At 59.9% G+C, this 16,988-nt stretch carries 14 protein-coding genes; 6 read left to right on the forward strand and 8 right to left on the reverse strand.

What is annotated here, in order from left to right; genetic code table 11:
- Nucleotides 1–44: 44 nt before the first annotated feature.
- The 3 genes from ADS46_RS04255 to ADS46_RS04265 form a co-directional block, all read right to left on the reverse strand.
- Nucleotides 45–338, reverse strand: coding sequence for a hypothetical protein (locus ADS46_RS04255; RefSeq protein WP_066316720.1), 294 nt, complete (start codon nucleotides 336–338; stop codon nucleotides 45–47).
- Between the two features lie 40 nt (nucleotides 339–378).
- Nucleotides 379–786: an acyl-CoA thioesterase gene (locus ADS46_RS04260; protein WP_066316721.1), complete on the reverse strand. Its 408-nt coding sequence runs from the start codon at nucleotides 784–786 to the stop codon at nucleotides 379–381.
- A gap of 173 nt (nucleotides 787–959) precedes the next feature.
- The gene (locus ADS46_RS04265) at nucleotides 960–1,391 is read right to left on the reverse strand and encodes a hypothetical protein (RefSeq protein ID WP_066316722.1); all 432 of its coding nucleotides are present in this window, start codon (nucleotides 1,389–1,391) and stop codon (nucleotides 960–962) included.
- Nucleotides 1,392–1,430: 39 nt separating this feature from the next.
- Here ADS46_RS04265 and ADS46_RS04270 point away from each other — a divergent pair, with 39 nt between their 5' ends.
- A complete protein-coding gene (locus ADS46_RS04270) occupies nucleotides 1,431–2,594 on the forward strand; it encodes a MalY/PatB family protein (protein ID WP_066316724.1) in 1,164 nt (387 codons plus the stop codon).
- Nucleotides 2,595–2,598: 4 nt separating this feature from the next.
- Here ADS46_RS04270 and ADS46_RS04275 read toward each other — a convergent pair whose 3' ends face one another.
- The gene (locus ADS46_RS04275) at nucleotides 2,599–3,543 is read right to left on the reverse strand and encodes a co-chaperone YbbN (protein ID WP_066316726.1); all 945 of its coding nucleotides are present in this window, start codon (nucleotides 3,541–3,543) and stop codon (nucleotides 2,599–2,601) included.
- 249 nt (nucleotides 3,544–3,792) lie between these two features.
- Between ADS46_RS04275 and ADS46_RS04280 the strand changes: the two genes are divergently transcribed.
- Complete coding sequence (locus tag ADS46_RS04280; RefSeq protein WP_066316728.1) at nucleotides 3,793–5,004, forward strand: YeeE/YedE family protein; 1,212 nt, start codon at nucleotides 3,793–3,795, stop codon at nucleotides 5,002–5,004.
- A 192-nt stretch (nucleotides 5,005–5,196) separates the two neighbouring features.
- Complete coding sequence (locus ADS46_RS04285; RefSeq protein ID WP_066316730.1) at nucleotides 5,197–6,876, forward strand: NAD-dependent malic enzyme; 1,680 nt, start codon at nucleotides 5,197–5,199, stop codon at nucleotides 6,874–6,876.
- A 62-nt stretch (nucleotides 6,877–6,938) separates the two neighbouring features.
- Here ADS46_RS04285 and acnA read toward each other — a convergent pair whose 3' ends face one another.
- The gene (gene acnA / locus ADS46_RS04290; RefSeq protein ID WP_066316731.1) at nucleotides 6,939–9,671 is read right to left on the reverse strand and encodes an aconitate hydratase AcnA; all 2,733 of its coding nucleotides are present in this window, start codon (nucleotides 9,669–9,671) and stop codon (nucleotides 6,939–6,941) included.
- 282 nt (nucleotides 9,672–9,953) lie between these two features.
- Here acnA and trxB point away from each other — a divergent pair, with 282 nt between their 5' ends.
- Nucleotides 9,954–10,907 carry a thioredoxin-disulfide reductase gene (trxB, locus tag ADS46_RS04295; RefSeq protein ID WP_066316733.1) on the forward strand — a complete coding sequence of 318 codons (954 nt, stop codon included), beginning with the start codon at nucleotides 9,954–9,956 and terminating at the stop codon, nucleotides 10,905–10,907.
- 18 nt (nucleotides 10,908–10,925) lie between these two features.
- Here trxB and ADS46_RS04300 read toward each other — a convergent pair whose 3' ends face one another.
- Complete coding sequence (locus ADS46_RS04300; protein WP_234346763.1) at nucleotides 10,926–11,477, reverse strand: GspH/FimT family pseudopilin; 552 nt, start codon at nucleotides 11,475–11,477, stop codon at nucleotides 10,926–10,928.
- A gap of 124 nt (nucleotides 11,478–11,601) precedes the next feature.
- Between ADS46_RS04300 and thiO the strand changes: the two genes are divergently transcribed.
- Nucleotides 11,602–12,702, forward strand: a complete 1,101-nt coding sequence (gene thiO, locus ADS46_RS04305; protein ID WP_066316737.1) for a glycine oxidase ThiO — start codon at nucleotides 11,602–11,604, stop codon at nucleotides 12,700–12,702.
- 1 nt (nucleotide 12,703) lies between these two features.
- Here the strand turns inward: thiO and ADS46_RS04310 are convergent, their stop codons facing one another.
- Nucleotides 12,704–12,985 (reverse strand): PP0621 family protein, encoded by a 282-nt coding sequence (locus tag ADS46_RS04310; RefSeq protein ID WP_066316740.1) that lies wholly within the window; start codon nucleotides 12,983–12,985, stop codon nucleotides 12,704–12,706.
- A gap of 120 nt (nucleotides 12,986–13,105) precedes the next feature.
- On the opposite strand from ADS46_RS04310, the gene ADS46_RS04315 reads away from it, so the two are divergent.
- The gene (locus ADS46_RS04315; RefSeq protein ID WP_066316742.1) at nucleotides 13,106–14,740 is read left to right on the forward strand and encodes an NAD+ synthase; all 1,635 of its coding nucleotides are present in this window, start codon (nucleotides 13,106–13,108) and stop codon (nucleotides 14,738–14,740) included.
- A 16-nt stretch (nucleotides 14,741–14,756) separates the two neighbouring features.
- Here the strand turns inward: ADS46_RS04315 and ADS46_RS04320 are convergent, their stop codons facing one another.
- Entirely contained in the window at nucleotides 14,757–16,913 is a 2,157-nt protein-coding gene (locus ADS46_RS04320; protein ID WP_066316745.1) for a putative bifunctional diguanylate cyclase/phosphodiesterase, read from the reverse strand.
- Nucleotides 16,914–16,988: the final 75 nt, after the last annotated feature.

The following is a 16,988-nucleotide window of genomic DNA, read 5'->3' on the forward strand; positions in this document are numbered from 1 at the left end:
TTGCAGGCAGTCATCAGGTGTAAGGGAAATCGTGGTGCGCAGGGTTATTCCCGAACAAACTTGGTGGATCGGCCAACGGCGCGAAAAAAGCAGCGATTGAGCTGTTCCGGAGAGGCGACATAATGCCAGGTACGCTCACAGTATTCAGCCGCTCGCGCCATCAGTACATCGTACAGGCGGTTGAACGGCGCATCATAATCGTAGGGGTCGGCGCCGAACAAGCGGATATGTGGGTAATCGGCAAAGCGTTCCATGAAGTAGCGCTCAAGGTCGGCCTCGACGGCGCGGTGCTGGGCGGTGTTGTCCGGGTCTAGCCATAGATTGTAGCGGATCGCCATGGGGGCACTCCTGGCCGCCCCGTTGCCGGGGCGTCGCGGTTCAGGCGGGGGCGGGCGCGTCCTGTAGATGGGCGGAGAGCGCTTCCCGCAACTCGCCTTCGATGGGCACGGTGCATTTAGCCTGATGATCGTACTGCACTAGAATGGTGTGCCCTACATTGGTTAACTTGCCATGCTGGCGCGCTTCCTGGGTGACAGTAAAGGAGCTGTTGCCCAGGCGCGTCAGGTAGGTACGTAATTCGATATCGTGACCATAAAACAGTTCAGCACGGTAGTCGACCTCCATCCTCGCCATGATCAGCCGCCAAGCGTTCGGGTTCAGGTCGGGGGTGAATAACCTGAACAGGTCGTTACGGGCCAATTCAAACCAGGCGGGAAGGCGTGTGTTGTTGATATGGCCCAGCGCATCAGTATCGTAAAAAGCCGGCTCGATGGTGCGGGTAAACATGGCGCTATCCTTTATGCTTGTTGTAGGTAACGGGTTGTTAGGTAACAGGTTGTCAGTAACAGATCATTTAACTGGTGTTCGTTGTCAGTGGCGTGGAAAAGCCAACCGTTGATCGATGACAGGCTTCAGGATTACCCCAAGCAAGCGCTTGGTCAAGTACGCATGGCACGGCATTACACCAGGCGAAGCCCTTGCTGGTCCCGCCAGGCCGCTGCCAGCGCGTTTTGCAACGGGGCCTGTAAATGAGCGGGCAGCGCTTGGTGTGCGTCTTCCAGGTGGTCAAAATGGCGGTTGCGCAACCAGCAGTAAGCCCAGGCGCAGGCTTCGGCTTCGCTCTTGGGCACGGGGCGTGCGGGCATCTGGTTAAGCAGGAATACCGCCGTGCGCGGCGCCCATAATGGAATGTCGGTGTTCTGGGCCTGGCTCCAGGCATCCAGCGTGTCGCCTGATGGCGTCTCGCTGGGTTCGCCGAGCTTGGCGACCCGTGCCGTCTCGGCAAGAATCAGTGCGAGCCGGTCAGCATCAGCCTGGCCCAGCGAGCGCCATTGGCGCAAAAGTGCCGGGCACCCTTCGCGAACCTTGGTATAGAAGTCATCTTGCGGCATGCTTTATAGCACCCCCCGATTAGATAAGTGAGAGCAATGATGGCATTTGATTTTGCCACGCCCATTGAGCGACGCCACCCCGACGAGGGGTGGGCATCGCAAAAATGGCACCGGTACGCCGATGATGTGCTACCCCTGTGGGTTGCGGACATGGACTTTCGCTCACCGCCCGCGGTGATAGAGGCCCTCCACGCAAGGGTGGCGCACGGCGTTTATGGCTACGGTGAAGTGCCTGATACGTTAACAGAAACCCTATGCGAGTGGAGCGCTAACCATTATCAGTGGCCCATTCAACCCGAGTGGCAACAGTGGTTGCCGGGTGTCGTGCCAGCGCTGCATCTGGCGGCCCTGGCGCTGACGGCACCGGGTGATGGCGTGTTGACCGTGACCCCGATTTACCCGCCATTTCTGGCAGTGGCCGAGCGTACCGGCCGGTTGCCCCAGCAGGCGGCACTGGCCACGCCGGTCAGCGCCGACGATAACTGGCGGCTGGATATCGGCGCGCTGGAAGCCGCCGTCACCCCGCAAACGCGTCTGCTGCTCTGGTGTCACCCGCACAACCCCACCGGCCGCGTATGGTCGCATGGCGAGCTGGCCGCATTGGCGGCGTTTGTCGAACGCCACGACCTTTGGGTGGTGTCGGATGAGCTGCATTGCGATTTGCTGCTTGACGAAGGGGCGCACCACCAGCCGCTGGTGGCCGCTTTCCCGGCACTTGCCCAGCGCACCATTACGCTTTGGGCGCCGTCGAAGACGTTCAACCTGGCAGGCTTGACCACTGCCTGCGCGGTGATACCCGACCCCCACTTGAGGAAGCGTTTTGCCCAGGCCGCCAAAGGCTTGTTGCCGGATGGCAACGTGCTGGGGTTGGTAGCAGCGGAGGCGGCTTATCGCCACGGCGATCCCTGGCGTCAGGCCTTGTTGGGGGTTCTACGCGAGCATCGTGCGACGCTCAAGGCGCGGGTCGCGACCTGGCCGGGGGTCGAGATGAACCCGCCTGCGTCGACCTTCCTGGCGTGGCTGGATATGCGCCAGGCGGGCCTGGGTGAATCGCCGCAGGCGACACTGCTCAAGCAGGCGGGCGTGGCGCTCTCAGACGGGGCGGCATTTGGCCACCCTGGGTTTGTGCGGCTCAACTTTGGCACTACCGCCTCACAGCTGGAGGCGGCGTTAACCCGCATGGATGCATTGCTAGCCCGTTAAACGATCAGTAAAGCAGGGCAAACAGCTTGCGACGGTAGGTGACCGTCAGCGGGTGATCAGCCCCCAGGGCGTCGAAGACCTGCAGCAGGGTCTTGCGCGCGGCATCGTCGTTATAGGCACGGTCCTGCTTCATCAGCGTCAGCAGCGCCTCCAGTCCGGCTTCGTACTGACCGTCCGCTACCTGGCGAAGGGCACGCTGGTACTGGGCTTCGCTATCGGTGCGATCGCCCAGGGCGGCAATTTCCTCGCTGGACAGCGCCTGTTCGCCGAACTCGATGCTCGCCCGAACGCCGCGGGCAGCCGGGGCATCGCGTTCTTCCGGGGGCAGGTTGTCCAGCAGGTTGCGGGCTTCATCGCGGCGCCCTTCGCTGACCAGCGCTCGGGCAAGACCTACCTGGTAGGGGTAGTGGTCCGGGTACTGGCTGACCAGGTTTTGGTAAATGTCCCGTGCCCCGGCCGGGTCGCCCTCGTTGAGCGCCGCTTCGGCCTGCTCTTCCGGGCTGGGTGGCGCGTCTTCCGGGGCCGGGAAATAGCGATTCAGCCACTCACGAACCTGTTTTTCAGGGAGCGCCCCCTGGAAGCCGTCGACCAGGCCGCCCTGGCTGATCAGCTTGACATCGGGTACTGATTGCACGCCCAGCTGGCTGGCAATCTCAGGGTTGGCCTGGGTATCCAGCTTGGCGAGCAGGAAGGCCCCACCGTACTCGACCGCAAGTCGCTCCAATACCGCCATGAGCTGTTTGGACGGCTCGGAGTCCGGCGCCCAGCAGTCCATCAGTACCGGGACTTTCATCGAGGCTTCGAGGACTTGCTGGATATTACCGGCGTTGAGGTCAATGATGACGTCTTCGGGGCGAACCGGTGGCTGGTCGGCACTGGCCTGGCTGTCCTGACCCGTATCAGGACTGGTCAATGCTTCACCGGTGCGAGGATCAATGATGGATGACATAAACGGACTCGCGATATAAGGAAATTTGACTCTTTATATGCAGCCGTACCGGCGAGGATTCAAGGTGAATCGGCTAAAAAAGCGTACCTGTCGCCGGATGCTGCGTTTATATTCTTTAATGATATAGAAAATGCTGGATAAAGCATTTTACGCTATCGTTAGCGATCGGTAAGCTCGTCATTATTACTCATATCAACCAAAAGCGCCGGTTTCGCGACTGGCGCTTTTGGTGTTGCTGAAGGTGATTGTATGTCGACAACGACTGAAACCCCCGCCGCTCCGTATCGCGTGCCACTTATCGCCACAGCGGCGATTGTGCTCGGCGCGCTGATCATCGGTGTGGTCTTTGAAGCCAATACCGGCCTGCTGATGATTGTCGGTGGGCTATTCGGCATGGTGCTTTATCATGCCGCGTTTGGCTTTACGTCTGCATGGCGGGTGTTCATCACAGAGCGGCGTGGGCGTGGGCTGCGGGCGCAGATGGTGATGCTCGCACTGGCCGTTATCCTGTTTTTCCCGGCATTGGGCGCGGGCACCCTGTTTGGTCAAGAGGTGTACGGCTTTGTGGCCCCCATAGGTATTTCGGTGCTGGTCGGCGCTTTCCTGTTTGGTGTGGGCATGCAATTGGGGGGTGGCTGCGCTTCGGGCACCCTGTTCACGGCCGGTGGTGGTAATGCCCGCATGGTCATCACGCTGATCTTTTTCGTCGTTGGATCGGTGATCGGCACCGCGCACTTTACCTGGTGGCAAAGCCTGCCCGCCTTTCAGCCCGTTTCCCTGGTGAACGTGGCAGGCGCCGGTGGCGGTATCGCCATTAGCCTGGTGCTGTTTGCCGCCATTGCGGCGTTTACCGTGGTGATGGAAAAAGGCCGCCATGGCAAGCTCGAACAAGCCGCGCCGGTAGACAAGCAGGGCTATCAGCGCTGGCTAACGGGCCCGTGGCCGCTGGTGGCAGGCGCCATTGGCCTGGCGGTCTTGAACTTTGCCACCCTGGCGTTGGCGGGGCGTCCGTGGGGGATTACCTCGGCGTTCGCGCTGTGGGGCGCTAAAGGCTTCGAACTGCTGGGCGGCGATGTATCCCAGTGGGGCTATTGGCAGTCACCGGGTAATGCGGCAGCGCTGGGCGCAAGCGTATGGGGCGATGTGACCACGGTAATGAACGTGGGCATCATGCTGGGGGCGTTAGCGGCGGCCAGCCTTGCCGGGCGTTTCGCACCGAACTTCAGGATACCGCTGCGCTCGATACTGGCGGCGGTCATCGGTGGCCTGCTGCTGGGCTATGGCGCCCGTCTGGCCTTTGGTTGCAATATCGGCGCCTATTTCAGTGGCATCGCGTCCGGTAGCCTGCATGGCTGGCTCTGGTTAGTGGCGGCATTTGTCGGCAACATGGCAGGCGTCAAACTGCGCCCGTTATTTTTCACCGGTGAAGCCGCACGCAAGCCGACGGCCAAAACAAGTTGAGAAGCCATTAGATAACGCCACTTTCAGCCTGTTTTTCTATCTGACGCCTCAACCTCGATTGGGGCGTTTTTGTCGCTTTAAAACGCCTGTTTGCTACCTTTGTAGGGTGGGCATGTTACATTACGCTCAACGGCTGCAGACGCGCTATGTTGCTGCATTGCAATAGAAATTTGCTAAAAAACGAGAGTGCTTATGACCACCGCGAGCAAACGCCCCTTATACCTTCCTTACGCCGGTCCTTCCCTACTTGAAATGCCGCTATTGAATAAAGGCAGTGCGTTTACTCAGGAGGAGCGGTTGGCGTTCAACCTGATCGGCCTGTTACCGCAGAAAGTCGAAACCATCGATGACCAGCTTGAACGTGTCTATCGACAATACCAGCAGTGCCATAGTGACCTGGAGCGCCACATTCACCTGCGCGCCATTCAGGACGATAACGAAACGCTGTATTTTCGCCTGGTGTCGCAGCACCTCGAAGAAATGCTGCCGATCATCTACACGCCGACGGTGGGCAAGGCGTGCCAGGAATTTTCCAATATCTACCGCAACCACCGCGGGCTGTTTATCAGCTACCCGGACCGCGGGCACATGGATGACATCCTGCGCAGCGCCACCAAGGACAACGTCAAGGTCATCGTTGTGACTGACGGTGAGCGGATTCTTGGTCTGGGCGACCAGGGCATCGGCGGGATGGGCATTCCCATCGGCAAGCTGGCGCTGTATACGGCCTGTGGCGGCATCAGCCCCGCGTACACGCTGCCGATCATGCTGGATGTGGGGACCAACAATAAGTCGCTGCTGGATGACCCGATGTACATGGGCTGGCGGCACGAGCGGATCGGCCAGGAAGAATACAACGAGTTCATGGCGATGTTCATTGCGGCCGTCAAACGCCGTTGGCCCAATGTGCTGCTCCAGTTTGAGGATTTCGCCCAGGCCAACGCCGTGCCTTTGCTGGAGCAGTACCGTGACCAGCTGTGCTGCTTCAATGACGACGTTCAGGGGACCGCCTCGGTAGTGGTGGGGACGCTCCTGGCGGCGTGCCAGGCCCGCGGGCAAACCATCGCCGACCAGCGGGTGGTCTTCGTCGGCGGCGGCTCTGCCGGTTGCGGTATCGCCGAACAGGTGGTGGTGGCCATGCAGACAGAGGGCTTGCCCGAAAGCGAAGCCCGGGCGCGCATCTACATGGTGGACCGCGAAGGCCTGATGACCGACGACCAGCCGTGGCAGCGCGATTTTCAACGCCGCCTGGCCCACAAGGCAGACCTGGTAGCCAACTGGAACGGGCAAGGGCTTGAAGAGACGATTGCGCAGATCAAGCCGACGGTACTGATTGGCGTCTGTGGCCAGCGCGGGATTTTTACAGAGCAGGTGGTGCGCACCATGCACGCGGGCTGTGAGCATCCGGTGATCATGCCGTTATCCAACCCGACATCCCAGGCGGAAGCACTGCCCGAGGACGTTATCCGTTGGACGGAAGGCCAGGCGCTGGTGGCAACCGGCAGCCCGTTTCCTCCGGTGGTCTTTAACGGCCGTACCTATCCGATTGCGCAGTGTAACAACGCCTATATTTTCCCGGGCATTGGGCTTGGGGTCGTGGCCGCCAGGGCATCGCGGGTCACCGATGAAATGTTGATGAGTGCTTCGCGGGCCTTGGCGCGGGAGGCACCGTTGGTCAAGGAGGGCAAGGGCGCGCTGCTGCCACCACTGTCACGAATCCGCGATATCAGCCAGTCGATTGCCTTTGAAGTGGCGGCCCAGGCGCAACAGAACGGGGTCGCCCTCAAGACCGGCGGCACCGAGCTGCGCGCTGCCATCGATCGCGCTTCATGGGATCCGGAATACCGCACCTACCGTCGCCGCGCTTTCTAGACCTTCATGCAAAAAAAAGCCCCCATAGGGTGGGGGCCAGCAAGCATTGGTCGGTTTCCCGATTAGGCTGCGCCAATCATGTTACGCAGCACGTAATGTAGGATACCACCATGACGGAAGTACGCCAGTTCGTTTTCCGTATCAATCCGGCACTTGGCATCAACGGTTTTTTCGCCATCGGCATTTTTGATGGTCACCTTGACGCTGCCGCCCGGGGTTAAATCGCTGAGCCCGGCGATCGATACTTCTTCATCACCGGTAAGCCCCAGCGTCTTGCGGCTCTCGCCTTCGGGGAACTGCAGCGGCACCACGCCCATGCCGATCAGGTTGGAACGGTGGATGCGTTCGTAAGACTCGGCGAGTACGGCGCGAACGCCCAGCAGGCGGGTACCTTTGGCGGCCCAGTCACGCGAGGAGCCGGTGCCGTACTCTTTGCCAGCGATAACGACGAGCGGCTTGCCCTCTTCCTTGTACTTCATCGCGGCGTCGTAGATCGCCATCTGCTCGCCGCTCGGCACATGACGGGTTTCGCCGCCCACCACGCCGTCGAGCATTTCGTTTTGGATCCGCACGTTGGCGAAGGTGCCACGCATCATGACTTCGTGGTTACCGCGGCGCGAGCCGTAAGAGTTGAAGTCCACCGGCTTGACGCCTTTCTCCTGAAGGTAGCGCCCGGCGGGGCTATCGGGTTTGATGGCACCGGCCGGGGAGATATGGTCGGTGGTCACCGAGTCGCCCAGCATGGCGAGTACGCGGGCGTTGTGGACGTCCTCGATGGCGTCCGGCTCGCGGCCCATGCCCTCGAAAAACGGCGGATGCTGGATGTAGGTCGACTCAGGCCACTGATAGACCTTGCTTTCGGGTACCTTGATGGCCTTCCAGATATCGTCGCCTTCAAACACCTCGCCGTATTCTTTATGGAACATCGCGGTATTGACCTGCTCGACGGCGGTGGCGATTTCCGCCTGGCTCGGCCAGATATCCTTGAGATAAACCGGATTGCCGTCGCGGTCCTCGCCGAGCGGGTCATTGCTAAGGTCGCACTGCACGTTGCCCGCCAGCGCGTAAGCGACGACCAAGGGGGGCGATGCCAGCCAGTTGGTTTTCACCAGCGGATGCACGCGGCCTTCAAAGTTACGGTTACCCGACAGCACCGAGGCAACGGCCATGTCGCCGTCGGAGATGGCCTTTTCGATCTCATCGGCCAGCGGACCGGAGTTGCCGATACAGGTGGTGCAGCCGTAACCCACCAGGTTGAAGCCCAGCGCGTCCAGGTCATAATTCAGGTCGGCAGCTTCCAGGTAATCGGTGACGACCTTGGAACCCGGCGCCAGCGATGTCTTGACCCAGGGTTTGGTGGTGAGGCCTTTTTCCCGCGCTTTGCGGGCGAGCAGACCGGCTGCCATCATCACGCTGGGGTTGGACGTGTTGGTGCACGACGTAATGGCCGCAATCACCACTGCGCCTGGGTTGAGGTTGAAGTCCTGATCATCGAGCTTCACCGCCTGACTGGTGTCATGCTCAAAGCTGCGCTCTACCCCCACGGCGGTCTGGCCGCCTTCAGAGGACAGTTTTCCGTTGGCGGTCGGCTCTGCTTTGGTATCTTCCTGCATGAATTTTTCAAAGGCTGACGCCATGTCTTTAAGGGCCACCCGGTCTTGGGGACGCTTGGGCCCTGCAAGGCTTGCTTCGACCTCGGTCATATCGAGATGCAGGCTGTCAGTGAAGATAGGCTCGTCGCCCGGTTCGCGCCACAGGCCCTGGGCCTTCGAGTAGGCTTCGACCAGGTCGACCTGCTCGTCTTCGCGGCCGGTCAGGCGCATGTAGTTAAGCGTTTCGTCGTCAACCGGGAAGAAACCACAGGTGGCGCCGTACTCGGGGGCCATGTTGGCAATGGTCGCCCGGTCGGCCAGCGGCAGGTCTTTCAGGCCGTCGCCGTAGAATTCGACAAATTTACCCACGACGCCTTTCTTGCGCAGCATCTCGGTCACGGTCAGCACCAGGTCGGTGGCCGTGATGCCTTCGCGCAGCTTGCCGGTGAGCTTGAAGCCGACCACTTCGGGGATCAGCATGGAGACGGGCTGGCCGAGCATGGCCGCTTCGGCTTCGATGCCGCCGACACCCCAGCCAAGGACGCCAAGCCCGTTGATCATGGTGGTGTGGGAGTCCGTGCCGACCAGGGTATCGGGGTAGGCCAGGGTGCGGCCGTCTTCCTGCTTGGTCCACACGGTTTTGCCCAGGTATTCCAGGTTGACCTGGTGGCAAATGCCGGTGCCGGGGGGTACCACGCGGAAATTATCGAAGGCTTGCTGACCCCAGCGCAGGAACTCGTAACGTTCCCGGTTGCGCTGCATTTCAATGTCGACGTTTTCCTGGAAAGCGGCTGGGTTGCCGAATTTGTCGACCATCACCGAGTGGTCAATGACCAGATCCACCGGTGACAGCGGGTTGATCTTGGCGGGATCCTCGCCGAGCTTCTCAACGGCGGCGCGCATGGACGCCAGGTCAACCACGCCCGGCACGCCGGTAAAATCCTGCATCAGCACGCGGGCGGGGCGATAGCCGATTTCACGACTGGACTTGCCTTCTTTTTGCCAGTCGACCAGGGCCTGCATGTCCTCCTGGGAAACGCTCTCGTCGTCGGCAAAACGTAGCTGGTTTTCGAGCAGGATTTTGAGTGTCTTGGGTAGCCGGTCGATGTTGCCAAGGGCGTCTGCTGCGTCTGGCAGACTGAAATAATGGTAGGACGTATTGCCTACCGTTAATGTTTTTTCCGTGTCAGAAAGCTTGCTCATGCGATTCTCCTCTCTATTGCTTGGCGTTGCGCGATGCGCGCCGGTCACTGTCTTCCTTTCCTCTGGCTGATCTGGATATGACGACTATCAGTATGGCTCATCCGGGTCGTTACACCCGAACATCATGGCCCTTGGTTGTTATTAGAGGTGGGTCTGTACGCCTGCGGTTTCAAGTCGCAGCGACCTTTTTGCGCCATGCTGGCCTTGCAATCCCTTGTACTTGACGCCATTTCAGGCAGACTCTGTGCAAAATTATCAGCCGACTCTTTACAAGGTGGTGTCATGCAAACACGTCACGAGCGCTTAATCATTCTGGGATCTGGCCCGGCGGGCTATACGGCAGCCGTCTATGCGGCGCGCGCCAATTTGAAGCCGCTGCTGATTACCGGACTGCAGGCAGGTGGTCAGTTAACGACCACCACCGACGTGGATAACTGGCCCGGTGATGCGCAGGGCGTACAAGGTCCTGAACTCATGGAGCGCATGAAGCTGCACGCCGAGCGTTTCAATACCGAAGTGCTTTTCGATCATATCCATGAGGTTAGCGTAAGCGATAAACCCTTTACCTTGAAAGGCGACAATGGTGTATATACCTGCGATGCGCTGATCGTGGCGACGGGGGCCAGCGCACGTTACCTTGGCCTGCCCAGTGAACAGCAGTTCATGGGACAGGGCGTGTCGGCCTGCGCCACCTGTGACGGGTTCTTCTATCGTAGTCAAGAAGTCGTGGTGGTCGGCGGCGGCAACACCGCGGTCGAGGAGGCGCTTTACCTGTCGAACATCGCCTCTAAAGTGACCCTGGTGCATCGCCGTGACACCTTGCGCGCGGAGAAAATCCTCCAGGACAAGCTGTTTGAGAAAGTCGACGCGGGCAAGATCGTGCTGGAGTGGTTTCAGCAGGTGGAGGAAGTGCTCGGTGATAACACCGGGGTGACCGGCGTGCGGGTGAAATCGACAAAAGACGGCACCCTCAAGGATATTCACGCGCCGGGGCTGTTCATCGCCATTGGGCATAGCCCGAATACCGGTATTTTCGACGGCCAGCTGGATATGAGCGGTGGCTATATCAAGGTGAAGTCCGGCCTGGAAGGCAATGCCACGGCGACCAGCGTGCCTGGTGTCTTTGCCTGCGGCGATGTCATGGATCATGTCTACCGCCAGGCGATCACTTCTGCGGGCAGCGGCTGCATGGCGGCGTTGGACGCCGAGCGTTACCTGGACGGCATTACAGGCTGATCGACCCGCCTTGCCCGGCTAGTCGGGGCATTCGGTCGGTGCGGGCGCCATCCGCCAGCGTCCAAGTTGACTCAGAATCAGGGTGCTGCCCCTGGCGCGGGATTTCCCGCCCTGGGGGCAAAGGAAAAATCGCCCGTTATAGCCGCTGCTGTGGCCCAGCGCATCGTAGCGTATTCGCCGCCAGCCCCGGCTGTAGCGAACCTCGACGCGTTCGCTGGCAGGGAAGGCGCGCAGCACATCGGTCGACGCAATATCCGCCGTTTGATCCCCGCGAACCACCATCAGTGCCTTGCTCCAGTTCTCGCCGCAGTGCGATGTATCCTGCGAGTCGGCAATGGGGCATAGCGTGATCGGCTGGTGCTGGGTAATGGCCGTCTGGCGGGCAAAGCCCAGCGCCGTTTGCAGTCGATTGACTGCGCCGGTGCGCGCCGTTCGTTCACCCAACGCCTGAAAGCTGGGAATGCCCCAGACAGCGATGATTCCCATGATCAGCAGGGTGACCAATAGCTCCAGCAGGGTAAATCCCCGCGCCTTGGCACCGCTCATGCGGCATATGGATGGTTGATGCATATAGCCTCCTTGCGCTTGACCCTTGGACGCCCGCCGTTATGCTCGTGACTGAGCGGCAGGTATTGAAACCCTTACCTTAGGCGTTACCGATACTTTTTTATGTAAGCCAAAGTGGACAAAGCGTGTGAGCGATTTCTTAATTGTGGGCGGCGGCGTCATGGGCATGATGACCGCACTCCAGCTAGCCGATGCCGGGCAGCAAGTCAGTCTGGTCGAACGTGGCGACTGTGGCCGGGAAGCCTCGTGGGCCGGTGGCGGCATTGTCTCGCCGCTGTACCCCTGGCGTTACGCTCAAGCCATTTCCCGACTGTCCCGCTGGTCGGAAGGCGCCTACCCAAGCCTCTCCCTGCGCTTGCTGGAAGAAACCGGCATCGACCCGGAGTACCGGCAAAAAGGGCTTTTGTACCTGAGTGTGGATGATCCAGAGGCTGCGCTTTCCTGGGCGCGGCAGATGGGTAAGCCGCTAGAGCGCGTGAGCGCCGATATGGTGCGGGCCAAGGAGAGCTGCCTGCCGCCAACCGAGGGAGCGCTGTGGATGCCAACGCTGGGCAGCGTGCGTAACCCGCGCCTTGGCAAGGCGCTGCGTGCCCGGTTATCGGCGATGCCCAATGTGACGCTGCATGAGCAGTGTGAGGTGAAGGATTTTGTACGCCACGGCGAGCGCATCGAGGGCGTAAGCACTGCCCAGCGGACGCTGACCGCGGCGCATACGATTGTCTGCGGCGGCGCCTGGGCCGGGACGCTACTCAAGACGCTTGATGTGTCGCTGCCCGTGAGGCCGGTAAAAGGCCAGATGCTTGCCTACCAGACGCCACCTGGTCTGGTAAAGCGCGTGGTGCTCAAGGACGGACGCTATGTGATTCCGCGAGCCGATGGTCTGCTGTTGGTCGGCTCGACGCTTGAGGCGTGTGGTTTCGACAAGACCACTGACCAGGAGGCACTGATGTCGCTCCGCCAGAGTGCAGAGGACATTGTGCCAGCGCTTGCCGATTATCCGGTGGCGTATCATTGGGCGGGGTTGAGGCCGGGCTCGCCGGATGGCGTACCCTTTATCGGCGAACTGCCGGGATGGAAGAACATATCGGTGAACGCGGGGCATTACCGCAATGGTCTGGTACTCGCTCCGGCATCAACACACCTGCTGGTGGATCAGTTGCTCGGGCGCCCGCCGTTGATCGATCCGGCGCCGTATCGGATGACGCCAGAGCGATTAACCGCCGGGTAGGCTATGGGTCGGTGTCGTTATCACGCTGGCTCCGTTGCTCCTGCAGGAAGCGGTCGCGGTGGGCGCTGGAGCAAAACCACTGTTCGGCTTCACGCAGCGCTTCCTCTTCGGGCAAATGCACGTCGCACCACCGGCAGCGTACCATATGGCCGCCGTCGTGCTGTTGGTCCTGATGCTGCTGGGTAAGGCGTTCGCGCTGCCATTGCCGGTACATGCTGAAAAGCTTGAGACCGGCATAGAACAATACCGCGAAAATGAGTATCCGAATAATCAAAAGGTTCATCCTGTTAGCGCCCTCATGCAATTTGCAAGCGCGGCCTTTGCCTGCGAGCGGCCCTTGCGGGACAATGCGTATTGATGGTGTGTCTCCATTCTAAAAGATTCTCAAGAGATTTTATCGCCCATGCAAGATTTAACGCTGGTCATGGCTCAACTCGACCCCTTGGTGGGGGATATTCCCGGCAATGCCGCCCGCGCCATTGAAGCCGTGCGCGAAGCGCGCATCGAGCACGGTGCCGACATTGTCGTGTTTCCCGAGTTGTTTTTGTCAGGTTATCCGCCGGAAGATTTGCTGTTGCGTCCCTCCATGGAAACGCGCCTGCGTGAGGCGCGTGCCCGCATGGCCGAGAAGATGTCACGGGACGTGCTGGTGATCATGGGGTATCCCGGCGTACGGGAAGGCCACTGTTACAACCTGGCGGGGCTGTTGTACAACGGCCAATGGGAGGCTGAGTACGCCAAGCAGGCGTTGCCCAACTATCAGGTGTTCGACGAGCAGCGCTACTTCACGCCGGGCACCGAGACGCTGGTGCACGAGCACAAAGGAGTGAAGCTGGGCATCGCCATCTGTGAGGACTTGTGGGATGGCACGCCGATCAAGGCGGCGGCAACGGCCGGTGCTGAGGTGCTGATTACCCTGCATGCCTCGCCTTACCACCAGGATAAGCCCAGTGAACGCCTTCGCCTGCTCGAGCAGCGTGCTCAGGATGTCGAGCGGCCCATTGTCTACGTCAATACCATTGGCGGCCAGGACGAACTGGTCTTTGACGGCGGTTCCTGCTGTGTCGATGCCCAGGGGCAGCTACAGGTGCTGGCGCCTTACTGGGAGGTCGGCTTGATGCCGGTGCAGTTACTGCAAACCAGTGCCGCGACCTGGGAGCCGCAACCCGGGGAGATAGAGCCTGAGGTCGAGCCCGAGGAAAGCCTTTACTGTGCCCTGGTGACCGGCGTGCGCGATTACGTCAATAAAAGCGGTTTTGACGGCGTGGTGCTGGGCCTTTCCGGCGGTATTGATTCGGGGCTCTCTTTGGCGATTGCCGTGGATGCACTGGGGCCGCAGCGGGTCCAGGCAGTGATGATGCCCTATCACTATACTGCCGATATTTCCAAGCAGGATGCCGCCGAGCAGGCCAGATTACTGGGCGTGCACTACGACATCATGCCCATCGAGCCAATGGTGGAAGCGTTCATGGGTACGCTGGCGGAAAGCTTTGCCGGTACCGAGCGGGATACCACCGAGGAAAATCTTCAGTCGCGCTGCCGTGGCGTACTGCTGATGGCGATTTCCAATAAAAAGGGCTTGATGGTCCTGACCACCGGCAATAAAAGCGAGATGGCGGTGGGCTACGCCACGCTCTACGGTGATATGGTGGGCGGCTACAACGCCATCAAGGATGTGTACAAGACCTGGGTGTACCGATTGGCCCGCTGGCGCAATACGCAGTCACCGGCGATACCCGAGCGAGTCATTGAACGCCCGCCCAGCGCCGAGCTGGCACCTGATCAGCAGGATAGCGACTCCTTGCCCGACTATGACGTGCTCGACGCCATCCTGGCGCGCTATATCGAAGGCGACATGAGTGCCGAAGCCATCATTGAGGCAGGCTTTGCCCGGGAGGATGTCTATCAGGTCGTCAAGCTGGTCGACCGCTGCGAATACAAGCGGCGCCAGGCACCGGTGGGCGTGCGGGTCACCCCGCGCGGGTTCGGCCGCGACCGGCGCTACCCGATCGTCAACGGCTGGCAGCCCGGCGAGTAGTCGGGCACTACGGGGCCTAGTCGAGCATCGGTGGCGGTGCCAGGCTTCGCTTTACCATCTCGACAGCGGAAACGGGTTTGCTGAAATAATAGCCCTGATAGGCGTGGCATTGGCGGTCATTCAGGTGGCGCCAATGTTCCTGGGTTTCCACGCCTTCCGCGATCACGTTCAGTCCCAGTGCCTGCCCCATGGCAATGATGGTTTGCACGATCGCCATGTCGTCCGCGTCCTTATGCAGGTCGCGGACAAACGACTGATCGATTTTGATCTGATCCAGCGGCAGCCGCTTCAGGTACTGAAGCGATGAATACCCGGTACCAAAATCATCTATGGCGAAACTGATCCCCAGCGCTTTCAGCTGATGCATGCGGGCAATGGTATCGTCTACATTACCAATCACCGTGCTTTCCGTGATTTCCAGCTTTAACCGTTGTGGCAGGGCGCCGCTCCTGGCGAGAACGCAGCGTACGCTATCGACAAAATCGGGCTGCTGAAACTGTTTAGCGCTGACGTTGACCGCGAGTGTCAGGTGCGCTGTGCTGTCATCGTCGGCCCAGGCAACCAACTGCTTGCATGCGGCTTCAAGCACCCACTGACCGATCGGCACGATCAGCCCGGTTTCTTCGGCCAGGGGGATAAAGGTGCCTGGCGAGACAAAGCCTTGTTGCGGATGTTGCCACCGAATCAACGCCTCTGCGCCAATCGCCCGCCCGGTGCTATCGACCTGCGTTTGATAAACGAGTACGAATTCCTGACGTTCAATGGCCAGGCGCAGGTCACGCTCCAGCTCGGTCCTGGCTTCAAGTTCAGCTTGCACCGCCGGGTCGTAAAACCTCAGGCCGTTGGGAGCTGACTGCTTGGCAAGGTGGGCAGCCGCGTTGGCATATTGAAAAAGATTGTCGACGCTATACGCAGCGTCGCCAAACAGGACAACGCCAATGCTCGTGCTCAGGAAATGCTCTCTTTCTTCCCACAGATACGGCTGGCCGAGAGCGTGGTGGAGCTTCTCGGTGAGCAGCTCGGTTTTCTCTGCGGCCTTCAGTTGATCTGCCGGTAATCCATCGATAATCATGACAAACTCATCGCCGCCTATGCGTCCAATGGTTGTCCCCTCGATGCCAAGGGCCGATAACCGCCGGGAAATTTCTTGAAGCAGGCTATCACCTGCCCGGTGACCGCAGCTGTCATTGATGCGTTTGAAGTCGTCCACGTCCAGGTATAGCAGCGCGCCGTAGGTCTCCGTCCGCTGGTTGGTATCCAGTGAATGGTGAAGGTGCTCTTTCATTAACTGCCAGTTGGGCAGTTGGGTAAGGCTGTCGTAGTAGGCCAGCCGGTGTACCTTGCGCTCGGCCTCGCGACGCTGCTGCTCGGTTTTTCGAAACGATAGCAGTGCGGATGCAATACGCTTCAGTGGCCCTCGATGACGTTGGCTGAGGCGTTGAATATCGGCAAAGTCAGGCAGTGCCTGGCGAGTGTTGGAGAGTGCCAGGATGGCATCGCCAACCATCACCAGTCGGCGGTTGATACGCCAGGCGGCAAAGACGGCGGCGACGACCAGTATGCCCAATAACCCCAACCCTACCCAGACAAGGGTATTGATAGACCGGCTCAGGGTATGGAAGGTTTGTTGATGACGCTCACTCGCGCGCTCGGTGAGTGCTTCAAAGGTACTTTGGGTGAGAATCATGAAATGGTTGAAGTTGGTTTCAGCTTCCTGCATGAAAAAACTGATGTCGGTCTGATTCAGCGTGGCAGCTTCGTTAGCCATTTCGATGAAACGCCGATATTTTTGAAAAGCGGACAGTAGCGTTTCAGCACTGTCGGCTTGCAGGCCATCAACCAGGCCCGACGACGCCAAATGCTCGATACGCTCGCCCATTTCGTTCAGCTTGAGGTGAATCTGGCTGTATTCGCTATAGCTATCGAATGCGCTGAGCTGGTCGTTGTCGGCTTCCGCGAGAACTTGGCTGAGGCGTTCGTGAAGGGCGCCGAGTCGGCGCTCGAAGGTGGCCATTTCAACCAGGTTGGCAAGGTCTTGGGATTGCGTCTGGTGACTGTCGAGGAACTGTTCTCTGGCAATGTTCAGGGCCAGCATGCCCAGCACGAAGGCAGGAACGACAAACATAAGGACGGGCAGCAGGAAAAACACGATAAGACTTTGGGTGGGCTTCATATCCGCCTCAGCACAGAGGGTCTGAAATAGAGGCTCCCTTCCAATCGGGAGCCTTCCTTTTGGTGAGCGCCTATC

It is taken from the genome of Halomonas sp. G11 (assembly GCF_001663515.1).
Taxonomy (GTDB): domain Bacteria; phylum Pseudomonadota; class Gammaproteobacteria; order Pseudomonadales; family Halomonadaceae; genus Vreelandella.

Bases quoted from the DNA above. Each gene is read 5' to 3' on its own strand.
- ADS46_RS04255 (WP_066316720.1), bottom strand. From the start codon at position 338: ATGGCGATCCGCTACAATCTATGGCTAGACCCGGACAACACCGCCCAG.
- ADS46_RS04260 (WP_066316721.1), bottom strand. From the start codon at position 786: ATGTTTACCCGCACCATCGAGCCGGCTTTTTACGATACTGATGCGCTG.
- ADS46_RS04265 (WP_066316722.1), bottom strand. From the start codon at position 1,391: ATGCCGCAAGATGACTTCTATACCAAGGTTCGCGAAGGGTGCCCGGCA.
- ADS46_RS04270 (WP_066316724.1), top strand. From the start codon at position 1,431: ATGGCATTTGATTTTGCCACGCCCATTGAGCGACGCCACCCCGACGAG.
- ADS46_RS04275 (WP_066316726.1), bottom strand. From the start codon at position 3,543: ATGTCATCCATCATTGATCCTCGCACCGGTGAAGCATTGACCAGTCCT.
- ADS46_RS04280 (WP_066316728.1), top strand. From the start codon at position 3,793: ATGTCGACAACGACTGAAACCCCCGCCGCTCCGTATCGCGTGCCACTT.
- ADS46_RS04285 (WP_066316730.1), top strand. From the start codon at position 5,197: ATGACCACCGCGAGCAAACGCCCCTTATACCTTCCTTACGCCGGTCCT.
- acnA (WP_066316731.1), bottom strand. From the start codon at position 9,671: ATGAGCAAGCTTTCTGACACGGAAAAAACATTAACGGTAGGCAATACG.
- trxB (WP_066316733.1), top strand. From the start codon at position 9,954: ATGCAAACACGTCACGAGCGCTTAATCATTCTGGGATCTGGCCCGGCG.
- ADS46_RS04300 (WP_234346763.1), bottom strand. From the start codon at position 11,477: ATGCATCAACCATCCATATGCCGCATGAGCGGTGCCAAGGCGCGGGGA.
- ADS46_RS04310 (WP_066316740.1), bottom strand. From the start codon at position 12,985: ATGAACCTTTTGATTATTCGGATACTCATTTTCGCGGTATTGTTCTAT.
- ADS46_RS04315 (WP_066316742.1), top strand. From the start codon at position 13,106: ATGCAAGATTTAACGCTGGTCATGGCTCAACTCGACCCCTTGGTGGGG.
- ADS46_RS04320 (WP_066316745.1), bottom strand. From the start codon at position 16,913: ATGAAGCCCACCCAAAGTCTTATCGTGTTTTTCCTGCTGCCCGTCCTT.